This is a genomic window from Bacillus sp. FSL M7-0003, from assembly GCF_038628485.1.
GTDB lineage: Bacteria > Bacillota > Bacilli > Bacillales > Bacillaceae > Bacillus > Bacillus safensis.
This window is the reverse complement of the sequence record NZ_CP152024.1, coordinates 1,069,134-1,086,724: the sequence shown is the minus strand read 5'-3', so window position 1 is coordinate 1,086,724 and position 17,591 is coordinate 1,069,134. Positions and strand designations below refer to the sequence as shown.

Sequence of the window (17,591 nt, the reverse complement as noted above, 5' to 3'; positions counted from 1 at the left end):
TTTTCTTATGCTTTCTTATGGTACGATACATATAGATGAAATCAGCTAAGAAGGAGTTGCGTGTATTGGAAAACGTTGTACAACGAACATTAACACTCGATGACATACCCGATCTTATCGCATTGTCAAAAGAGGTCGACTGGCCTGATTACAATGCGGATGAGCTTACATCTCTTTTAACAAACGGATATTTTACTGGTTTTTCAACAACGGATGGACAAGTCATCTCATGTGCGGGACTTTTCCAATATGATAAAGCAGCATCAATTGGTGCTGTGATTGTATCTGAGACGCATCGCGGCTTAGGCCTTGCACGGAAAATGATTGACACCCTGCTTCGCCGGAGCAATCAAAGCGTTCCTGTCGTTTTAACCGCTACTGTACAAGGACAGCCCGTTTATGAAAAAATCGGATTTCAAACGGCCGGCTACATTCATACATACAAAGCACAGACCACGAATCCATCGGCTTTTCGTGTGTCAGGTGGGATTCACCTTTCTCCTGCTGATGAAGCGGACCTTCCGTCTATTGAAGCACTTGACGAAAAAGGTGCAGGTACCAATCGATCAAGCTTTATAAGAAAGCGAATGGATCGAGCATCGTTCCGGCTGATCGCACAGAATGAACATCATGAAACAACTGGCTTTGCATTTGGCATCGAAACCCCTGCTAATCTCATGATTGGGCCGCTTGCAGCAAACGATGAACAAACCGCTCTCTCGCTCATCCAATCACTCATCTCGTCTTATTCAGGGGCAATTCGTTTAGATATGCAGGAAGAAACAGCTGAGCACCTGCATGAAACACTTGTTGAAGCAGGATTTACGAAAACAAACGTAGCCCATTTTATGATGATTCGTGGGAAAGAAAAACTAAATGATCCCGCCCTATTCTATTTCCTCGCCTCTCAAGCATTTTCTTAAAAAACAAAAAAGCTGTAGACACTAGATGTCTACAGCTTTTTTATTACTTCTCTCCAACTGATGAAAGAACATGAGCGAGTGCATTTGTGACCTTCCCATGCTCTGATGCATGCGGGCGGTCATCACCATCTCCATAGCCGTAATCAATCATTCGATTACGATTTAAGCAAAGCTTTGTCAGCTTCGGCTGGAATAGATCAAATAATTCAAAACGGTCTTTTAGCTGTGGGAATTGATTTTGATACTGCTGAATTTCTTCAGCAAGCAAACGCCAAAGAGTCGTTTCATCTAACAGATCGTGATTGTCTAATACGTTGGATACATAGCGCAGATTGCAAATAAATAATCCTGTAAAAATAAATTGTACTAAACCTTCTGGCGGCTCACTGCGCAGCACTTCTTTTAAATCTTCTTCTAGTGAAGCTAATTCAGGCAGCGGCTGGTCACTTATATTCACATCATCAACGAAATCTTTGATCGCCAAACGATGCGGCTGATGATTTTTTAACACAAGAATTGTATTTTGCCCATGCGGTGAAAAGACTGTGCCGTATTGATACATAAAGTGTAAAAGCGGCGGCATCACGACATGGAAAAACTTCGCCATCCATTCTTTTGCGGAGAGACCTGATTTTTCAATCAGCTGCTTGATATACGGCTCTCCTTCATGATCCTCATATGTGAGTGCCGCAAGTGTAACAGGGCTCTCCCCTTCATCTAAGTACGTATAAATGCTTTCTCTAAAAATGACACCGAGCATCTCGAGATATTGATACGGCGCACCAGGCAGTTTGCTGTAGTATGGATGATCGACATTGATACTTGCATTCTCACCTGGTAAAATGACGCGGCACACATCAGATAAAAATGAGTCTTGATCGGCAATCCCTTTAATATGCGCTGTAATGCGCGGGGCAATGACCGTACGTTCTGATGGGAGTCCACGGTATACAAGTGTATTTAAAATACTCATTGGCAGTTTAATATGATGCTTGCCTTTGTTTGAGATATTTGTAAAGGTTCTGATCGACTGCTGCGGGATATATTGATCCAGCCCCTCTCCCAAATACACAATCCGGCGCAAGGCCAAATCTTCCGGGAAATGCTGAATAATCATATGCGTCCACTGCCACTGATGAACAGGCATCATATAATAGTCAGCTGCATTCAGTCCTTCATCCTTTAACACACGTTGAAATTGACGAATCGTGACTTCATCTAATTCTTTGGCGATCACCTGCTCATAGTTTTCTTGATCGACTGCATGGAATGTCGCAAGTTCCCTGTGAACAGCAATCCAAGACAGCTGCACACATTCTTGACGTTCTGGTGCATAGGCTAAGTAATCATCGTAGCTGAATCCTATACGTCCTTTGTTATACACAATCCAAGGATGGCCTGTCATTTCTCCTTCAATCCATGCATAATCCGTATCTGTCAGCTCATCCGCACGAAGCGCTTTTTTCGACAGCAAATGGACATCGGCTAACAAAGTATGGTGAAGCTCTTTGATAAGATGGCCTGTTGTGTCAGAGGACATTGGAATGATCGGCTGAATGTCTAGTAAAAACACAATGGCACTGACATCCTTTGACCACTTTCCATCTTGACAGTACTCAATTGATTCAGCGATTGTATCAAAACTATCAAACAACCGAGGTTTTGCTAGATAACGATATTTCTTATGTTCGTGAATGATTAATTCATACTGCGCGATGCCATCCTTACAATCCAGCTCAACAGGATGAAGCATGTCCTCATACATATATTCAGACAGCATTTTTGCCACCATTCGCTGGTTTGCCTTTTTCCAAGCAGCAGGATTCACCGCTTTTTTCAATTCATCTTGTACACTCATCGCTTCATCCTCCTTAACCTTTGATTTCTTCAAATGTGTGTGCGTTCTTGTGTGTACCAAATGTCTGGAAGACGTGCTTTTGATAAAGTGGATACACGGTTTGACGAGCAAGTTCATTGATGATCACACTGTTTCGATAAGCCCCCAGCCCCAAATCTGGAGCGCCGACCCCATGTGTATGAAGCTCTGCATTTTGTACAAAAATATCATTTTCACCCATCGTATTTGTTTTCAAACGATATTCACGTTCCACTTGGAAACGTCCTTGATCATCCCATTGAATGTGGTGAGAAATAGGGTTGATAAATGGCGGCAGAACGGATTGATAGCCAGTCGCCAATACAACAATATCTGTCTCATGCGTAAAAGATTCTTCCTTGACCCACTGCGAGCAGGAAAGTGATAATCCGCCCGCTGTTTCCTCAATCAAGTTGACCTCCGTCATGGCTTGAAGCACTGTGTTCAGCTGCGTTCCGCAGGCAGAACGTTCATAAAGCAAATGATAAATATCACGAATCATTGCCGAACTGATGCCTTTATACAGCAAGTCTTGCTGTTTTAATAACGCATCCTTTTTTGTTTGCGGAAGCTCATAAAAGAAATCAATATAGTCAGGGGAGAAATACTCAAGCCCTAGGTTTGAATATTCCATTGGGAAAAATCCTTTTGACCGTGTGAACCAGTGAATATCCTTCGCTTCATCATCTGATAAAATGTCATAAAACACTTCTGCCGCACTTTGACCAGAGCCGATAACTGTGACAGATTTCCCTTTGAAACAGCCTTCTTTCTTTCGTTTTAAATAGTCAGCTGAGTGAAAAACCTTCTCTCCTAAAGCTGGCTGGAGCGATGCTGGCACTGCGGGCTGCGTGCCAATTCCCAAGACAAGATGTTTGCTTTCAAACACCTCTACAGTTTGGTCCTTTACATGACGGACATGCACTTCATACCGTTTTTCCCCTGACTTTTCAATCAGTGAGACAGATTCGACGTTCATGCCAAATCGGCAAGAGTCTAACTGATCAGCGACCCAGCGGCAATAATGACTGTATTCCTTGCGCGGGATATGGAAGTCCTCTAGAAAGTAAAATGAATACAAACGGTTTTGTTCCTGCAAATAGTTGAGAAAGCTATATTTGCTTTTCACATCTGCCATACTGACAAGGTCCGCTAAAAATGGGACTTGCAGTGTCGTCCCTTCAATGAGCATCCCTGGGTGCCAGTGAAAGATTTCACTTCTTTCAAAAAACAAAGCGTCGATTTCATTTACCTCTTCAGATAATGCGGCAAGTCCGAGATTAAACGGGCCAATGCCGATCCCAATTACATCCACTATATTATTTTGCTTGTTGAACCGCGTCATGGTTATACTTCCTTTCGAATCGTTCTCGATCACAAAACATCAAAAGACCTGTTTTATCCGGTAAAGTGACTGGTTTTACACGTTCAAAGCCGCATTTTTCAAATACATGAATCATTTTTTCATTGCGAATATCCGGCTCAGCGACGATTTTTTCTGTTCGTTTGTTCTGCTCAAATTGAAATGCTGTCATTGCCTGAAGGAGCGGCGTAGCAAATCCTTTTCCCACATAATCCGGCTCCCCTATTAACAGGTGAATGCCTTGATCATGCGGAGAAGGCTCATAGTAGGATTCAATGATATCTCCTTTCACGTTGTAAGCCTCAAAATAACTCATTGGCGTCCCATCAATCGTGCCTAAATAAAGGGTTTGATGCGGATCATGTATTGCCTGATAAAAATGCTTTTCAAAATCAGGAAACGGAATATTCAAATGCCAAAATGGGTGAACATACTCTTCTTGCATCCACTTATGGACAAGCTGGACGTCTCTTTCATATTCAGCACGAATAAACCTAATACGATGCCTCATCCAATCAGCGCCTCCTTATGTAAAAAGAGCGGATTCAAGACAGCTGTGTAACGAGACTGTGTTTCCAGAGATCCTGTCAGCTCATCCATATCTTCAAATCGTGTCAGCAAATTCGCTTTTGAAGGAAGTTCTTTTGAACGGAGAAGGCTGTTTGTCAGATCAGAAGCTCCATACATCTCCTCATGAGCAAGCAATGTATCTCTCACGAGTGCCAGCAAGTCTTCTTCCTTTGCTAGTCCTTCTGTGCCAAAGCCATTAATGAGACCAAATAAATGATTAAAGAAGAAATAATAACGGAGTCTCTCAACGGCGACATCATCCGCACAAATGGTTTCACTTCTTACGCTCAAGTTTTGAACTAGATTTGCGAGCTTATCTTTTTTTGATTCACTATAATAGTAGCCTTGATTGTCACGGTAATAGAAGGTGTCTGGATAACCATCCTTCATTTGCACAACAGCATTTTGCTGATGGGCCTCGAGTGCAAGACCATACGTTTCAAACAGCCAGAGCATCGGCTTTAACGAAATGGTTAAGTATTGTTTAAACCAATCTTGGCTGACCGCTTCTGTTGACCGGCCTTCTGCATCTGCAAGTTTATAAATAATTCCTGCTAATCTTGATTTTCCTCCGTACGCATGATCCTGACACAGCCCAGCAATTAAGCTTGCGCCTTTTTCACGATGCAAGAATGGATTTTGACGAATGACCACTTCAAAGCCAGATTCCGCTTCATCTCCTCGAATAGATAGATATGCAGGATCTTCAATGACCCGGAATCCAGAGAATTTTTCATATAAAGAAACGCCTAATTCTGTTTTTAAGATGCGGGACATCTCTACTCCTCGATCCAGTTCCTTTTGTTTATTGATGCGTAACGAGTTCGTAATTTTCACAGGAACAGAGAATTTGAGCATGTAAGCAGAATCCTTTTGATAGACCGTTCTAAAGGATGAGGTCGCAGTGTATTCAGACCCCAGCGGTCCTAAATAAGTCAGTTTCCCCTCCTCTATATACCGCTTCACGAATGCCTTCTCCATGACCACTTTGACTTGCAGCGGATGAATTGGAATGAGCACATATTCTCCGTTTTCTGTTAACCTATTCAGTCTCTCTGTTTCTTCTGGCACCTGACGCGAAAGCTCTTCTAACATGAGGGTTGCCGCAGGTTGTGAAATAGATGAATCCTGAAGCACAATCGAATGGTGCGCTTTAAAGTAATGAAGCTGGAAAGCCCCTTTCAGCTCAGGAGAATAGACGGCTTCCTCCTCTTCTGTCATCCCTTGTCTGCTTTTTGGTGTAGGATGTGTTAAATGTCCTAAAAGAAGTGACTGTTCAGCCTCGATGTACTCAAAATCAGCTTGAGATAAAGCAGCTTGATCACTTTCTCTCTCCCGTAAGAATCGTTCAATATTTCGGCAGCTTAAAATGATGCGAAGCATGAATTCATCCTCTGCATCTGTGCGGCCATATGCAATGAGAAGCTCCTTTGAACATAAAGCAACAAGGGTCGTGTAATCGACGATCGTCCCCTCTTGCTCGCTGCCACTCGGACGAAAGCGAATCGGAAAATCAAAGAGATGGCGGCCTACAGATGAAAAGTATCGGATCGGAATCACAAGCTCAAGGTCTTGCTTTGCTAGTTTTGCCACGAATACAAGCGAACCATCTGCTTTCGTCTCTTTTTTTGCAGATCGATCGATTCCTGTTTCACGTAAAAAACAGTTTAAAAAGCTTTGCATAGTTGCATTTTCAGCCATTTGTTTATATTGACTCAACGTAGTACCCTCCCGGATTGAATATGAGCGATCCCGATATCAACGATGTCAGAAAGGATTTCCTCAATATGTGTGATTGTCGTTCTCGGATTTAACAAAGTGAATTTCAAGCATGTTTGACCATCCACCACTGTTTTTGCAATGACAGCAGTTCCTGATGTGAATAGCGTTCGATGGATGATTTTATTGATGTCATCCGCACCCTTAAATCGAAACACTACTGCATTGATTTCTGGCTCAGGATTGATCACTTCAAGGTGATCATTGCTCTCGATAAGCGCAGCCACATCCTTCGCAAAATCAATGGTATGGTCAATCATGTCACCAAACCCTTCCTCCCCAATCAGACGAAGAGAAAGAAGCAATTTCAGTGCATCAAACCGGCGCGTCGTTTGGACAGATTTATGGACGAGATGTAGTATTCCATCCAGTTCATCTTCTTTTGGATTAAGATAATCTGCATGATAATTGATCAAACCGAAATGCCTTTTATCCTTCAGCAGAAATGCCCCGCAGGAGATCGACTGATAAAATTGTTTATGAAAGTCGATCGTGATGGAATCAGCAAGCTCAACACCATCTAATTTATCTCGGTAGTTTTCACTTAATACAAGCGCTCCACCATAGGCAGCATCTGCGTGTATCCACAGACCGTATGGTTTGACGATGTCATACACATCTCGAACCGGGTCAATACTGCCAAAATCAGTCGTCCCGCAAGTCGCCACTAGCGCAAAAGGCAGGAGATCCTGTTCCTTTAACTCAACAAGTTTCTTCTTCAAATCGTTGAGGTCCATGCGGTGATGCTCATCTGTCTCTATCAGAACAACCGCCTGCTCCCCTAAGCCTAGCTGGGATGCAGATTTTTTCACAGTGAAGTGAGCATTCTTAGAGCAAAGAATTCTCATGCGGTGAGCCTCACTCGGCAAGCCTTTCTGCTGAACATTCCATTGCCATGTGTTTTCACAAAATGCATCTCTTGCAAGAAGCAGCCCCATATAGTTTGATTGGGTTCCACCGCTCGTAAATGTCCCATCTGCTAGATTTCCATAAGAAAACTTCGCACATAGCCACTTTAAAATTTTCTCTTCAACCAAAGATGCAATACCGCTTTGATCAAAGGAATCCATTGATTGGTTAAAAGAACTTACTATCACCTCTGCGGCAAGCGCAGGAATAAGCGGCGGGCAATGCAAATGTGCCAAGCATTTAGGATGCGATACATCAACCAGATGTGGCAAAAGGTGCTGCTTTATATCTTGAAAGACAGATTCAATTGATTCGCCAGACGGTTGAAACTGAAATAATGATTCGACACTAGCCGCTAATTTCCCAGGCAATATTCCACTGTATGGTCCTTGGTCTTTTTGCCATTGGTCCAGTAAGCTGTCGATAGATGTATGAAGAGCCGCTTGGAAGGACTCTCTTCCAAGCTGGCTTTGATTGATAAATAATGAATCCACAGAAGCTTTAGTTGATTGCATCGTATACGGCCTCTTTGAAAATAGCGATAACTTGTTCAAGCTGTTCTTCTGTCATGATCAATGGCGGTAAGAATCGAATGACGCTGCCGAAACGGCCTCCTGTCTCTACAATTAAGCCTTTATCGAAGCAATTCTTTTGAATGAGACTGGCTAGCTCAGGATTTGCTGGATAACTTCCATCCACATCCTGCTTTTCATTTGGATTAACTATTTCAGCACCAATCATTAATCCTCTTCCTCGAACATCACCGATAGCAGGTACATTTTTTTGAATGTCTTTTAGATGAGCCTGCATGCGATTCCCTAACTGGTCAACATGATCAAGCAGATTCGTTTCTTTTATAAATTTAAGCGTAGCGGTTCCTGCAGCCATTGCCATTTGATTTCCTCTAAATGTGCCAATGTGTGCCCCTGGATTCCATTGATCCAAATCTTTATCATAAATCACAACTGAAAGCGGCAGGCTTCCACCAATGGCTTTAGATAATACAATGACGTCCGGCACAATTCCTGCATGTTCAAAAGCAAACATCTTACCTGTTCGGCCAATGCCTGATTGAACCTCATCGATGATGAGCGGAATGCCTTTTTCATTTGTGATTCTTCTCATTTCTTGCATCCATTCAATAGATGCTGGAATTGAGCCTCCCTCACCTTGTACTGCTTCAAAGATCATACCTGCTGGCGGAAGAATACCACTTTCAGGATCATTTAATACACGCTCAATATAAGAGCTGGAAATGCGGTGTGAATCTTTCCCGCCAATTCCGAATGGGCAGCGATATTCATATGGATAAGGCATGAAATGCACATCTGGGATTAACCCTTGCACTCTTTCCTTTGGAGACAAATTCCCGCTTAATGACATCGTGCCATGTGTCGCACCGTGATAAGCACCGTGGAAAGAAAGAATGGAACGATTTCCTGTCGCTGTCTTGACTAATTTAATCGCAGCTTCTATGGCATCACCGCCAGTTGGTCCACAAAATTGAATTTTTGCTCTCTTTGCAAACTCTTCTGGCAGGTGAGAAAAAATTTCATTCACAAACTCTTCTTTAATTTCTGAGGTTATGTCCAACGTATGCAATGGCCTTTTTTCATGAAGCATACGTTCAATCGCTTCTATCACAACCGGATGATTGTGGCCAAGTGCAAGTGTTCCTGCGCCTGCTAGACAGTCATAAAACTCTCTGCCATCCGCATCTGTCACGATCATGCCCTCGGCTTTTTGCATGGCTAATGGGAACCGTCTCGGGTAAGACCTTGCATTAGATTCTCTTTGACTTTGCTGCTCTAAAAATTGCTGATTTTTAGAAACGGTTTTGATGGACATAATAAAACACTCCTCCAATTGATAAAGATTATCATTTTCATTTACTAGCCTAGAGGATGTAAGATATGAAAGTCAATTGTATTCAAAAAGATGATTCTAAAAGCATATGAATGCAATATTCTCTTTTTAATGAGTATTTTCGAGTAATTTTTACAAACCTTACTGCCATAAGGAGATGGAACGCATGAGATGGATTGACATTGAAAAAAATTACAAATCATTTTTCCTGGTTCATTTGTTCTATTCAATTCAAAGCACTCATTTTATGCAGAAATTTGGATGAAATGAAGGTAGAAAATTGAAGAAATCACACTATTTTTTCTTGATATAAATGGTTTGGATGGTATAATTTCTCTGAAACATAAGGGGATGGAGAGGGGAATTTTGATGATTTTAACAAAGCAAGATCTTCACCATTACTTAACGCAGGATAAGAAAGCATTAGCTATCACGCGCAGAAGGCCAAAATGGTTTGGGGACGATATATGGAAATATCAAAGGTATTTACGAAAATATGAATACTATTCTAATAGCGGTGCTACATTGCGCAAATGGTTTTACCGCTATTTACATAAAAAGAAAGGGATGCAGCTTGGCTTTGATATCCCGATTGGCGTCTTTGGCCCCGGCCTTAGAATCAATCATACTGGCCTCTTAATTGTGAATAAGCACGCAAAAATTGGGGCATTTTGTGATATTCATCAAGGGGTGAATATTGGTCAAAACCATTCCGAAAAGGATGTACCAACCATTGGAGATCACGTATGGATTGGGCCCGGTGCTAAGCTGTTTGGAGACATTTATATCGCAAATCATATCTCAATTGGAGCAAATGCCGTGGTGAATCATTCCTTTCATGAAGAGGAGATCGTTATTGCTGGTGTGCCGGCTCAAAAGGTAAAAGAAAAAGGCCCTTCTTCATGAAGGCGCCTGATAAAAAAGAATTACACCGATTAAAACAGAGATGAGCAGCATGAGATAAAACAAGATGGTTAAAATCAAGATCGTCCAGCCCAGCCCCTTCCTCTCTGTCTTGATCAAATAAATACCGAGTACGATGGTACTAAAAAGCACGCCTAAAATGGCCCACAGCCATTTGTCTTTGTGATGCTTTGGCGCATCAAACCATAAATAGATAGCAACAGCAAGTGAAACGAATAGACCCGTTATTCTCAAGATTAAACTCCCCCTTATTATGTATACGCGCTCTCTATGATGCGTTTGAGTATCCGATGATCAGCAACAGGAAGTAAAAAACATAGACTAGCATAACAATAGAATAGATGATGATGGACACGATCAGAACTGTCCAGCCCAATCCTTTTCTTCCTGTTTTGATGAGGTATATCCCAAATGCAAAGAGCCCGAATAAAAGACCTAAAATAGACCATAACCATTTATTTTTCCCATGTTTTGGTGCATCTATCAATAGATAGATTGCGACTAGAATAGAAACAAACCATCCAGTTATCCAGCCCACATTCTTCTGCCACCCTTCTTCAGTTTATTTCATTATATGATTCTTTTTTCCTAAAAAATAATGATTCAGAGGATATTGCGCGGGAGGCTTCGCCATTCTTCTCTCAGCATTCCGTAGCGCATCGAATCATAATACTCTCCTTGATAATAACGGACCTTTCTCAGTCTCCCCTCAAGGACAAATCCGCATTTCTCTGCGCACCGCATCATCCGTTCATTCCCTGACCAAGTGGTTAGACCAATTCGAGGGATATCAATATGCGTAAATAATACATCAATCCATAGATTTAATGCCTTTGTCCCAACGCCCCCGCTCCAAAAGCGTGAGTCATAAATGACAATGCCGCATTCAAGCCACCGTGTACGTTCATTCTCCCAATAATATGATACGGTACCTTTGATATCACCGTCTATTTCAATACCATATAGCTTTTGGGGAATGGATTCATCCTGTAAGTAACGTTTCTTAAATGCAGAAAGCGGGATTTCGTGTTCATAAAAATAAGGGGCATTCCATTTTCTATAGGACTGGTCTGGTGCTTTAAATTTTAAATGCCACACCGCCTCTAAGTCCGTTTCGGTTAATGGACGTATGTTCACAAGCTCTTCCTTTTCTCTTTTCATCTGTTCACGTTCCTTTACTTTGTCGTTCTTTTTGCTAGATGACGGTACTCAATCGGCGTCATGCCTTCATTTTGCCGAAACAGCTTAGAAAAATAAGTAGGGTCGTCAATGCCTACATGCTCTGCAATGGCTGCGATTTTTTCATTTGTTGAGGCGAGCATGCTTTTAGCTTTTTCGATCTTGAGACGATGGCTGTACTGGTTTGGCGTCAATCCATACACCGTCTGCATACACCTTGTCATGTAGTCAGGATGATAGTGCAGCTTCTCTGAAAGCTGCTCCATATGCAATTTCTCCATAAAGTGATGCTCAAGATAGTGAACTACTTCTGATGCGACAGTCTCTTTTGCACTTGGAATATGGAATGCTTCCTTTTGCAGGTGAATGAGCAGTTCCTCAAATAGAAGCTGTTTTTTCAGCGGAAGTTCAGATGCATCATGATTTAGTGCGCTCATCGCTGAAAGGTGTTTTTCTAACACACTTCGTCCCTTCACTTTTCCTAAACGAGGCAGGCTAAATTCATATGTTGCCGGCTTTTCGAAGGTGGCTTGGTTTTGTTTCATATCAATCCAGTGTTCTCTCGGCCGGTTCGTCAGCTCAAATCGATCAATTGAGAAATGCAGCCACTCATAGTAGGTATCCTCTTCACATGGCAGATGTCCGCCATGTGACAGGCCCGGTGAGAGAATCATATATTCACCTTCTTTTACGTGAAAAGCCTCCTCGTCCTCTGTCATCCATAGTTCACCTTTTGTGACATAGAGAAGATCAAATACAGCGAAGGTTCTTGAGATATGTCTTTCTCCTTGATGAAATATCCCTCTACCTGAAGCTATATAAATAGGAAACGGCGGTACAGTAAATGTAATAAATCGATTCATATTCATCCCCTTATGAAGTCGTATTTCTCCAATAAGTTTCGGTTTCATCTCTTCTTATTATAGTCGATGCAAGGTACACTATAAATCGGATTTATACGAAAGGGGGCTTTGTGATGAAATCTCAAACCCTGTCATATGAAAAGGTTCAAGCCAAAGATGAGAAAACGCACCCTTCATTATTTGCATTAACTTGGCCTATTTTTATCGAAATCTCTTTATATATGCTCATGGGGAGCGCTGATACACTTATGCTCAGCCAATACTCTGATAACAGTGTGGCCGCAGTAGGTGTAAGTAACCAGCTCCTGAATTTATTAATTGTCATGTTCAGCTTCATTACAACAGGAACGACCATTGTGATTGCGCAGCTTTTAGGAGCTGACCGCAAGCAGGAAGCGACTCAAGTCGCCTATGTCTCACTAGGGACCAACTTCTTGATCAGCTTTGTCATTAGTCTCCTCATGTTTATGTTAGCTGTTCCAATTCTGCACATGATGGGCTTATCAAGTGAACTCATGCCGGATGCGGCGGTCTTTTTACAAATTGTCGGGCTGCTTTCTTTTATTCAAGCGCTTATTATGACGTATAGTGCTATTTTAAAAAGCTACGGATATACAAGAGACACGATGTATGTCACCATCGGAATGAATTTGCTAAACGTTGCCGGCAATTATTTGGTCATTTTTGGTCCGTTTGGCTTTCCGGTATTAGGTGTCATGGGTGTTGCCTTTTCAACCTCGCTGGCTCGATTGATCGGATTGATGGCGATGATTCTCATTGTCCGCCGCCGAATTGGATTGCGCTTTTCGCTGAAGAGCATGTTTCACATCCAGCGGACGCATTTAAAAAGGCTGCTGAAAATTGGCATTCCTTCTGCTGGAGAGCAGCTTTCTTATAACGGCTCTCAAATGATCATTACCCTGTTTATTACATTTATGGGGACGCAGGCTTTAGCAGCAAAGGTCTACACTCAAAATTTGATGATGTTCATTATGTTATTTGGTGCAGCGATTAGCCAAGGCACACAAATTTTAATCGGGCGCCATATTGGGGCGAAAGAATTCGATGCGGCCTACCGCAGATGTATGAAAAGCTTATACTGGGCCATTGCGATCTCTCTTCTTTCTTCCACTGCTTTATCTTTATCATCGACGCATTTGCTTACGTTTTTCACTAGCAATCATGAAATCATTCAAATCGCCGCCACACTTCTCCTATTGACGATCATTTTAGAGCCGGGACGCTCTTTTAATATGGTCATTATTAATTCATTGCGGGCTGCTGGTGACGCGAAGTTTCCAGTGTATATGGCGATGATTTCAATGTGGGGAATTGGGCTTCCGATCGCTTACTTGTTAGGCATTCAGCTTGAAATGGGGCTCATCGGGGTTTGGATTTCTTTTATCGTGGATGAATGGGTCAGAGGCATCTTTATGTATAGGCGCTGGCGTTCCAGGGTATGGACGGAGTATCGTTTTTCTTCCACATAAAAAGGACTGCGGGGTGCAGTCCTTTTTTACGTAATATCTTCTAAAATAAGTGCTTTTTCCTGTTTTGAAATAAATGCTCGCTCTGTAAAGACGCGGTATTCGTTTTCTCTTGTTTTATCTAAGATGGCTTTATAAAAGTGGGCTGCTGCTTTCACCGGTATACGTGAATATAACGGGAAATCATGAAGATGGTCAAAAAACTCCTCGTAGTATGCCTCTGCCTCAAAAGCAATGTACTCCCAGACGTGCTGAAAAGCTTGATTGACAATCCCTTCCTTCAATTCTTGCTCTGTGTACCCGAATTGATCCATCACTTGCTTTGGCAAATAAATACGGTCTCTTTCAGCCTGATCTTCGCCGATATCTCGAAGAATGTTGGTTAGCTGCATAGCGATCCCTAAAGAAATGGCTGCTTCTTTTAGCTGCTCTTTTTTACGCGGTGCTATAATGGGAAGGAGCATGAGTCCAACGGTACTAGCAACATGATAGGAATAGATGAGCAGTTCATCTAACGTTTCGTATCGCTGTTGCTCTAAATCCATCTCCTGTCCTTGGAGCAGGTCACGAAACGGGGCTTCATCCATCCGAAACTCTTGAAATGTATGCTCTAGCGCCACCCATATCGGGTCATTCCGGTCTACCTCACCTTGTAAAAATCGATCAAACGTCTCCCGAAAGGATGCAAGGTCCTCTTGTGGCGAAGGCGACTCATCTACAATATCATCTGCTCTCCGGCAAAAGGAATACACGGCCCAGACGGCCTGTCTTTTCTTTTTAGGCAGCATGGAAAAGGCCCGGTAAAACGTTTTTGAATGGGTTTGAATGGTTTCCTCACACACTTTTAATGCTGTTTGTACATCAACCACTTAGCTTCACTTCCTTTCTATCATTCAAATCTTTTAGTAGTACAGAAGCCATGAGCTTCGCACTTTGCATCACGATCGGCACCCCGCCGCCCGGATGGATGGAAGCACCTGCCGCATAAAGATTGTCTGTCTCACTGACCTTCACTTGCGGGCGGAAGACACCTGATTGGAACAAATTAGGCGCAAGTCCAAAGCTGCCGCCTTCAAACAATCCTTCTCGCAAGGAATCATTTGGTGTCCTGACCTTTTGCCAGACAATCGACTCTCGCAATCCCGGAAAACCTCTTTTTTCAAGACGACCCACCATGTTCTCGACAAAATCTGTCTCCTCTTCCCAGTTGATATGATCTCCTGAAGGAACGGGAACGAGCATGTATAGAACACTGCAGCCATCTGGGGCAAGAGATGGATCAATGATCGATGGATTAAATGTATAAAATGACGGGTCTTGAGGAATCGTTTTCGTTTGAAAAACCTCTTTCATATGCTGATCAAAGTGTTCTCCCATAAAAAATTGATGAACAGGTGCTTCCTGATACATCTTATTTAAACCAAGATACACCATTACACAGCCAGAGGACGGCACGTATTTTCGGCGATCTTGTTCGTCTAAACCAAACTGTTTTAACGCAGCTGGATAATCTCCATTGATCACAAATGCATCAGCGGCTACATGTTCATCATTCACTTTTGCTTTGACTGCCCGTTTTCCCTCAAACTCAAATTGCGTGACTTCTTCATTTTTTCTTACATGCACACCCATGTTGATGAGCTGACCTTCCAATATATCTACTAAACTCGCATAGCCGCCTTTTAAATAGTAGATTCCATGTGCGTGCTCACTATAGGACACAAGCGAATAAATAGCCGATGCTTCATACGGGTTTCCCCCAACATAGAGGGTTTGAAGTGCGTATGCATCTCGCAGGCGTTCGTCTGAGAAATATTTTTTCAGAGCGCTTTGTACCGTTCGATACGCCTTTAATTTCATTAAAATCTTCATATTCGCTTTTGTAAAAAATGTACGTTTTTCGTGAAATGATTTTTCTAGAAAGGCTTGCTGCCCTTCTTGAAACCGGTCCGTCATTTCTTCCATAAACCTCAGGAACCCTTGATCTTCTTTTGGAAATACACGTCTGATTTCATCTAACTGACGGAGTGCATCAGAGTATTTCGTATAGGAGGTTCCATCTTGATATTGAATTGTATACAGCGGATCAAGCTCCACAAGATCAAGAGGTGATTCGTCAATTCCTACCTCATGTAAAATGCCTTTTAACATGTCAGGAAGTAGGACAATGGTCGGACCTTCATCTACTTTATATCCTTTCTCACGTACAAAAGCAAGTCTCCCGCCAAGCCGTTCATTTTTTTCGACAAGGGTGATATCATGTCCCGCTTTTTTTAAATAAAGCGCTGAGATCATTCCGCCAATACCGCCACCTGCAATCAATATATGTTTTTTCATGAGGCGCTCCCCTTTTCTTGATGCCGCATTGTTTGGTGTGAATGTTTCTCTTTTTTAAGAATGGCATTTGTCGTGATACGTGCTGATTCTAAAATGGTTGGCAGTCCGCTTCCTGGATGTGTTCCTCCTCCAACAAGCCAGCAGTTCTTTAATTCATCAAATTCATTGTGCGGCCTTAGGACCATCATCTGCGTCAGCTGGTGGCCGAGGTTAAATGTAGCTCCTTCATATACGTAAAGGTCTTCCTCCCATTGCTTCGGTGTGATCATCCGCTCGACTTCTATATGCTGTCTCACATCTTGAAAGCCGGTTTTCCGCTCCAATGTATCCAGCACAAGCTCTCTAAATTCATCTTGATGCGCTTCCCAGTCAATACCGCTTTGGTTATTGGCAACTGGAGCCAGCACATAAAGAGCTGATTTTCCTTTTGGAGCAAGTGAGTCATCGGTTACACTTGCATTTTGAATATAAATAGACGGATCGTCTGGCAGCTCATATGTTTTCGTAATGCCTTTGACAAATCTAGCATAATCATCGGAAAAAACGATTGTATGATGCGGCTCATCATACATGGTATCCAGTCCTAAATAAAGCATAAAGGTAGAGCATGAGAATTTTTTCTTTTTTAATTTTTTCTCGCTGTATTTCTTTAAGAGTCCTGGTTCGACAAGCTTTGTCATTACATGTGCAAAGTCTCCATTGACGACAACCTCATCTGCTTGTATTTCTTCCCCAGATTCTAAACGAATGCCTTTTACTTTCCTTCCCTCCGTGAGCAGCTTTTCAACGCCTGCTGACAGATGAATCTCCGCTCCAGCTTCAAGCGCCGCCTTTGCCATCCCTTCTGACAGCTGATTGACACCGCCCTTCGGATGAAATACACCTGTGTCATGTTCCATAAACGAAAGGATCGAGAACGCACCAGGGCATTCCCACGGCGACATTCCTAAGTACTTTGATTGAAATGTAAAAGCATATTTCACTGATTCATTCGAAAAATAGTCTGACAGCACATCATACAAACTTTTATTTAGTGAAAGCTGTGGAAGTGCTTTAATCACCTTCAGGCGAAGGTAATGATGAAAGCGGTCCATTTTACTTTGTAAAATTGGTGTCAGACGATCCATTTTGCGCTTTGTATCATTCATAAATCGTAAATACCCTTCGCCCTCACCAGATGCAAAGGCTTCTAATCGTTTGTACATTTCATCGCGATCCCGGATCATATCCAGCTGATTGTCTTGAAATATTAATCTATACATCTCTTTTAATTCAATCACATCAATATAGTCATAAAGATTTTTACCAGCAAAGGTGAACAGCTCCTCTGCAATATGAATCATGCTGAGAAAGGTTGGACCTGTATCAAACGTGAAATCACCAAGCTGAAACTTAGCGTTACGCCCGCCGACAAAGGGCTGCTTTTCGTATACATGAACGTCATGTCCTTTGCTTTGAAGCATCATAGCTGCTGCAAGGCCCCCTGGTCCCGCTCCAATCACAATGATTTTCATT

16 protein-coding genes are annotated in these 17,591 nt (G+C 42.4%); 3 read left to right on the top strand and 13 right to left on the bottom strand.

The window, feature by feature from the left end; all coding sequences use genetic code 11:
* Positions 1–65 precede the first annotated feature (65 nt).
* The gene (locus tag MHI23_RS05420) at positions 66–923 is read left to right on the top strand and encodes a GNAT family N-acetyltransferase (RefSeq protein WP_107163852.1); all 858 of its coding nucleotides are present in this window, start codon (positions 66–68) and stop codon (positions 921–923) included.
* 43 nt (positions 924–966) lie between these two features.
* On the opposite strand, the gene MHI23_RS05415 is transcribed toward MHI23_RS05420, so the two are convergent.
* The 6 genes from MHI23_RS05415 to MHI23_RS05390 are packed head-to-tail and all read right to left on the bottom strand — an operon-like array spanning position 967 to position 9,268.
* Positions 967–2,781: an IucA/IucC family siderophore biosynthesis protein gene (locus MHI23_RS05415; protein WP_342492355.1), complete on the bottom strand. Its 1,815-nt coding sequence runs from the start codon at positions 2,779–2,781 to the stop codon at positions 967–969.
* A 13-nt stretch (positions 2,782–2,794) separates the two neighbouring features.
* Entirely contained in the window at positions 2,795–4,144 is a 1,350-nt protein-coding gene (locus tag MHI23_RS05410; RefSeq protein WP_342492354.1) for a lysine N(6)-hydroxylase/L-ornithine N(5)-oxygenase family protein, read from the bottom strand.
* On the bottom strand, positions 4,119–4,673 hold the full coding sequence (locus tag MHI23_RS05405) for a GNAT family N-acetyltransferase (RefSeq protein WP_212040188.1): 555 nt from the start codon (positions 4,671–4,673) through the stop codon (positions 4,119–4,121). Before MHI23_RS05405 ends, MHI23_RS05410 begins: the two co-directional genes overlap by 26 nt.
* Positions 4,670–6,451, bottom strand: coding sequence for an IucA/IucC family protein (locus tag MHI23_RS05400; RefSeq protein WP_342492353.1), 1,782 nt, complete (start codon positions 6,449–6,451; stop codon positions 4,670–4,672). The genes MHI23_RS05405 and MHI23_RS05400 overlap by 4 nt, the downstream gene beginning before the upstream one ends.
* A complete protein-coding gene (locus MHI23_RS05395; protein ID WP_342492352.1) occupies positions 6,448–7,935 on the bottom strand; it encodes an aspartate aminotransferase family protein in 1,488 nt (495 codons plus the stop codon). Before MHI23_RS05395 ends, MHI23_RS05400 begins: the two co-directional genes overlap by 4 nt.
* Complete coding sequence (locus MHI23_RS05390) at positions 7,922–9,268, bottom strand: aspartate aminotransferase family protein (RefSeq protein ID WP_039177704.1); 1,347 nt, start codon at positions 9,266–9,268, stop codon at positions 7,922–7,924. Before MHI23_RS05390 ends, MHI23_RS05395 begins: the two co-directional genes overlap by 14 nt.
* Before the next feature lie 387 nt (positions 9,269–9,655).
* On the opposite strand from MHI23_RS05390, the gene MHI23_RS05385 reads away from it, so the two are divergent.
* On the top strand, positions 9,656–10,192 hold the full coding sequence (locus tag MHI23_RS05385; protein WP_039177702.1) for a serine acetyltransferase: 537 nt from the start codon (positions 9,656–9,658) through the stop codon (positions 10,190–10,192).
* On the opposite strand, the gene MHI23_RS05380 is transcribed toward MHI23_RS05385, so the two are convergent.
* The 4 genes from MHI23_RS05380 to MHI23_RS05365 form a co-directional block, all read right to left on the bottom strand.
* A complete protein-coding gene (locus MHI23_RS05380; protein WP_039177699.1) occupies positions 10,187–10,444 on the bottom strand; it encodes a hypothetical protein in 258 nt (85 codons plus the stop codon). The genes MHI23_RS05385 and MHI23_RS05380 overlap by 6 nt on opposite strands.
* Before the next feature lie 34 nt (positions 10,445–10,478).
* Positions 10,479–10,748 (bottom strand): hypothetical protein, encoded by a 270-nt coding sequence (locus tag MHI23_RS05375; protein ID WP_039177697.1) that lies wholly within the window; start codon positions 10,746–10,748, stop codon positions 10,479–10,481.
* Between the two features lie 65 nt (positions 10,749–10,813).
* Positions 10,814–11,371 carry a GNAT family protein gene (locus tag MHI23_RS05370; RefSeq protein ID WP_047202334.1) on the bottom strand — a complete coding sequence of 186 codons (558 nt, stop codon included), beginning with the start codon at positions 11,369–11,371 and terminating at the stop codon, positions 10,814–10,816.
* 14 nt (positions 11,372–11,385) lie between these two features.
* A complete protein-coding gene (locus MHI23_RS05365; RefSeq protein ID WP_039177692.1) occupies positions 11,386–12,252 on the bottom strand; it encodes an AraC family transcriptional regulator in 867 nt (288 codons plus the stop codon).
* Between the two features lie 113 nt (positions 12,253–12,365).
* Here MHI23_RS05365 and MHI23_RS05360 point away from each other — a divergent pair, with 113 nt between their 5' ends.
* On the top strand, positions 12,366–13,742 hold the full coding sequence (locus MHI23_RS05360; RefSeq protein WP_039177690.1) for an MATE family efflux transporter: 1,377 nt from the start codon (positions 12,366–12,368) through the stop codon (positions 13,740–13,742).
* A gap of 26 nt (positions 13,743–13,768) precedes the next feature.
* Here MHI23_RS05360 and MHI23_RS05355 read toward each other — a convergent pair whose 3' ends face one another.
* From MHI23_RS05355 to crtI (MHI23_RS05345), 3 genes are read right to left on the bottom strand one after another with little or no spacing between them, the layout of a single operon-like run.
* Complete coding sequence (locus tag MHI23_RS05355; RefSeq protein WP_212043333.1) at positions 13,769–14,608, bottom strand: phytoene/squalene synthase family protein; 840 nt, start codon at positions 14,606–14,608, stop codon at positions 13,769–13,771.
* Positions 14,601–16,076: a phytoene desaturase family protein gene (gene crtI / locus MHI23_RS05350; RefSeq protein WP_342492351.1), complete on the bottom strand. Its 1,476-nt coding sequence runs from the start codon at positions 16,074–16,076 to the stop codon at positions 14,601–14,603. Before crtI (MHI23_RS05350) ends, MHI23_RS05355 begins: the two co-directional genes overlap by 8 nt.
* Complete coding sequence (gene crtI, locus MHI23_RS05345; RefSeq protein WP_342492350.1) at positions 16,073–17,590, bottom strand: phytoene desaturase family protein; 1,518 nt, start codon at positions 17,588–17,590, stop codon at positions 16,073–16,075. The genes crtI (MHI23_RS05350) and crtI (MHI23_RS05345) overlap by 4 nt, the downstream gene beginning before the upstream one ends.
* Position 17,591 lies beyond the last annotated feature (1 nt).

Coding starts and splice junctions, on each gene's coding strand:
- MHI23_RS05385 (WP_039177702.1), top strand. CDS start 9,656: ATGATTTTAACAAAGCAAGATCTTCACCATTACTTAACGCAGGATAAG.
- crtI (WP_342492350.1), bottom strand. CDS start 17,590: ATGAAAATCATTGTGATTGGAGCGGGACCAGGGGGCCTTGCAGCAGCT.
- MHI23_RS05365 (WP_039177692.1), bottom strand. CDS start 12,252: ATGAATCGATTTATTACATTTACTGTACCGCCGTTTCCTATTTATATA.
- MHI23_RS05405 (WP_212040188.1), bottom strand. CDS start 4,673: ATGAGGCATCGTATTAGGTTTATTCGTGCTGAATATGAAAGAGACGTC.
- crtI (WP_342492351.1), bottom strand. CDS start 16,076: ATGAAAAAACATATATTGATTGCAGGTGGCGGTATTGGCGGAATGATC.
- MHI23_RS05390 (WP_039177704.1), bottom strand. CDS start 9,268: ATGTCCATCAAAACCGTTTCTAAAAATCAGCAATTTTTAGAGCAGCAA.
- MHI23_RS05360 (WP_039177690.1), top strand. CDS start 12,366: ATGAAATCTCAAACCCTGTCATATGAAAAGGTTCAAGCCAAAGATGAG.
- MHI23_RS05395 (WP_342492352.1), bottom strand. CDS start 7,935: ATGCAATCAACTAAAGCTTCTGTGGATTCATTATTTATCAATCAAAGC.
- MHI23_RS05370 (WP_047202334.1), bottom strand. CDS start 11,371: ATGAAAAGAGAAAAGGAAGAGCTTGTGAACATACGTCCATTAACCGAA.
- MHI23_RS05410 (WP_342492354.1), bottom strand. CDS start 4,144: ATGACGCGGTTCAACAAGCAAAATAATATAGTGGATGTAATTGGGATC.
- MHI23_RS05415 (WP_342492355.1), bottom strand. CDS start 2,781: ATGAGTGTACAAGATGAATTGAAAAAAGCGGTGAATCCTGCTGCTTGG.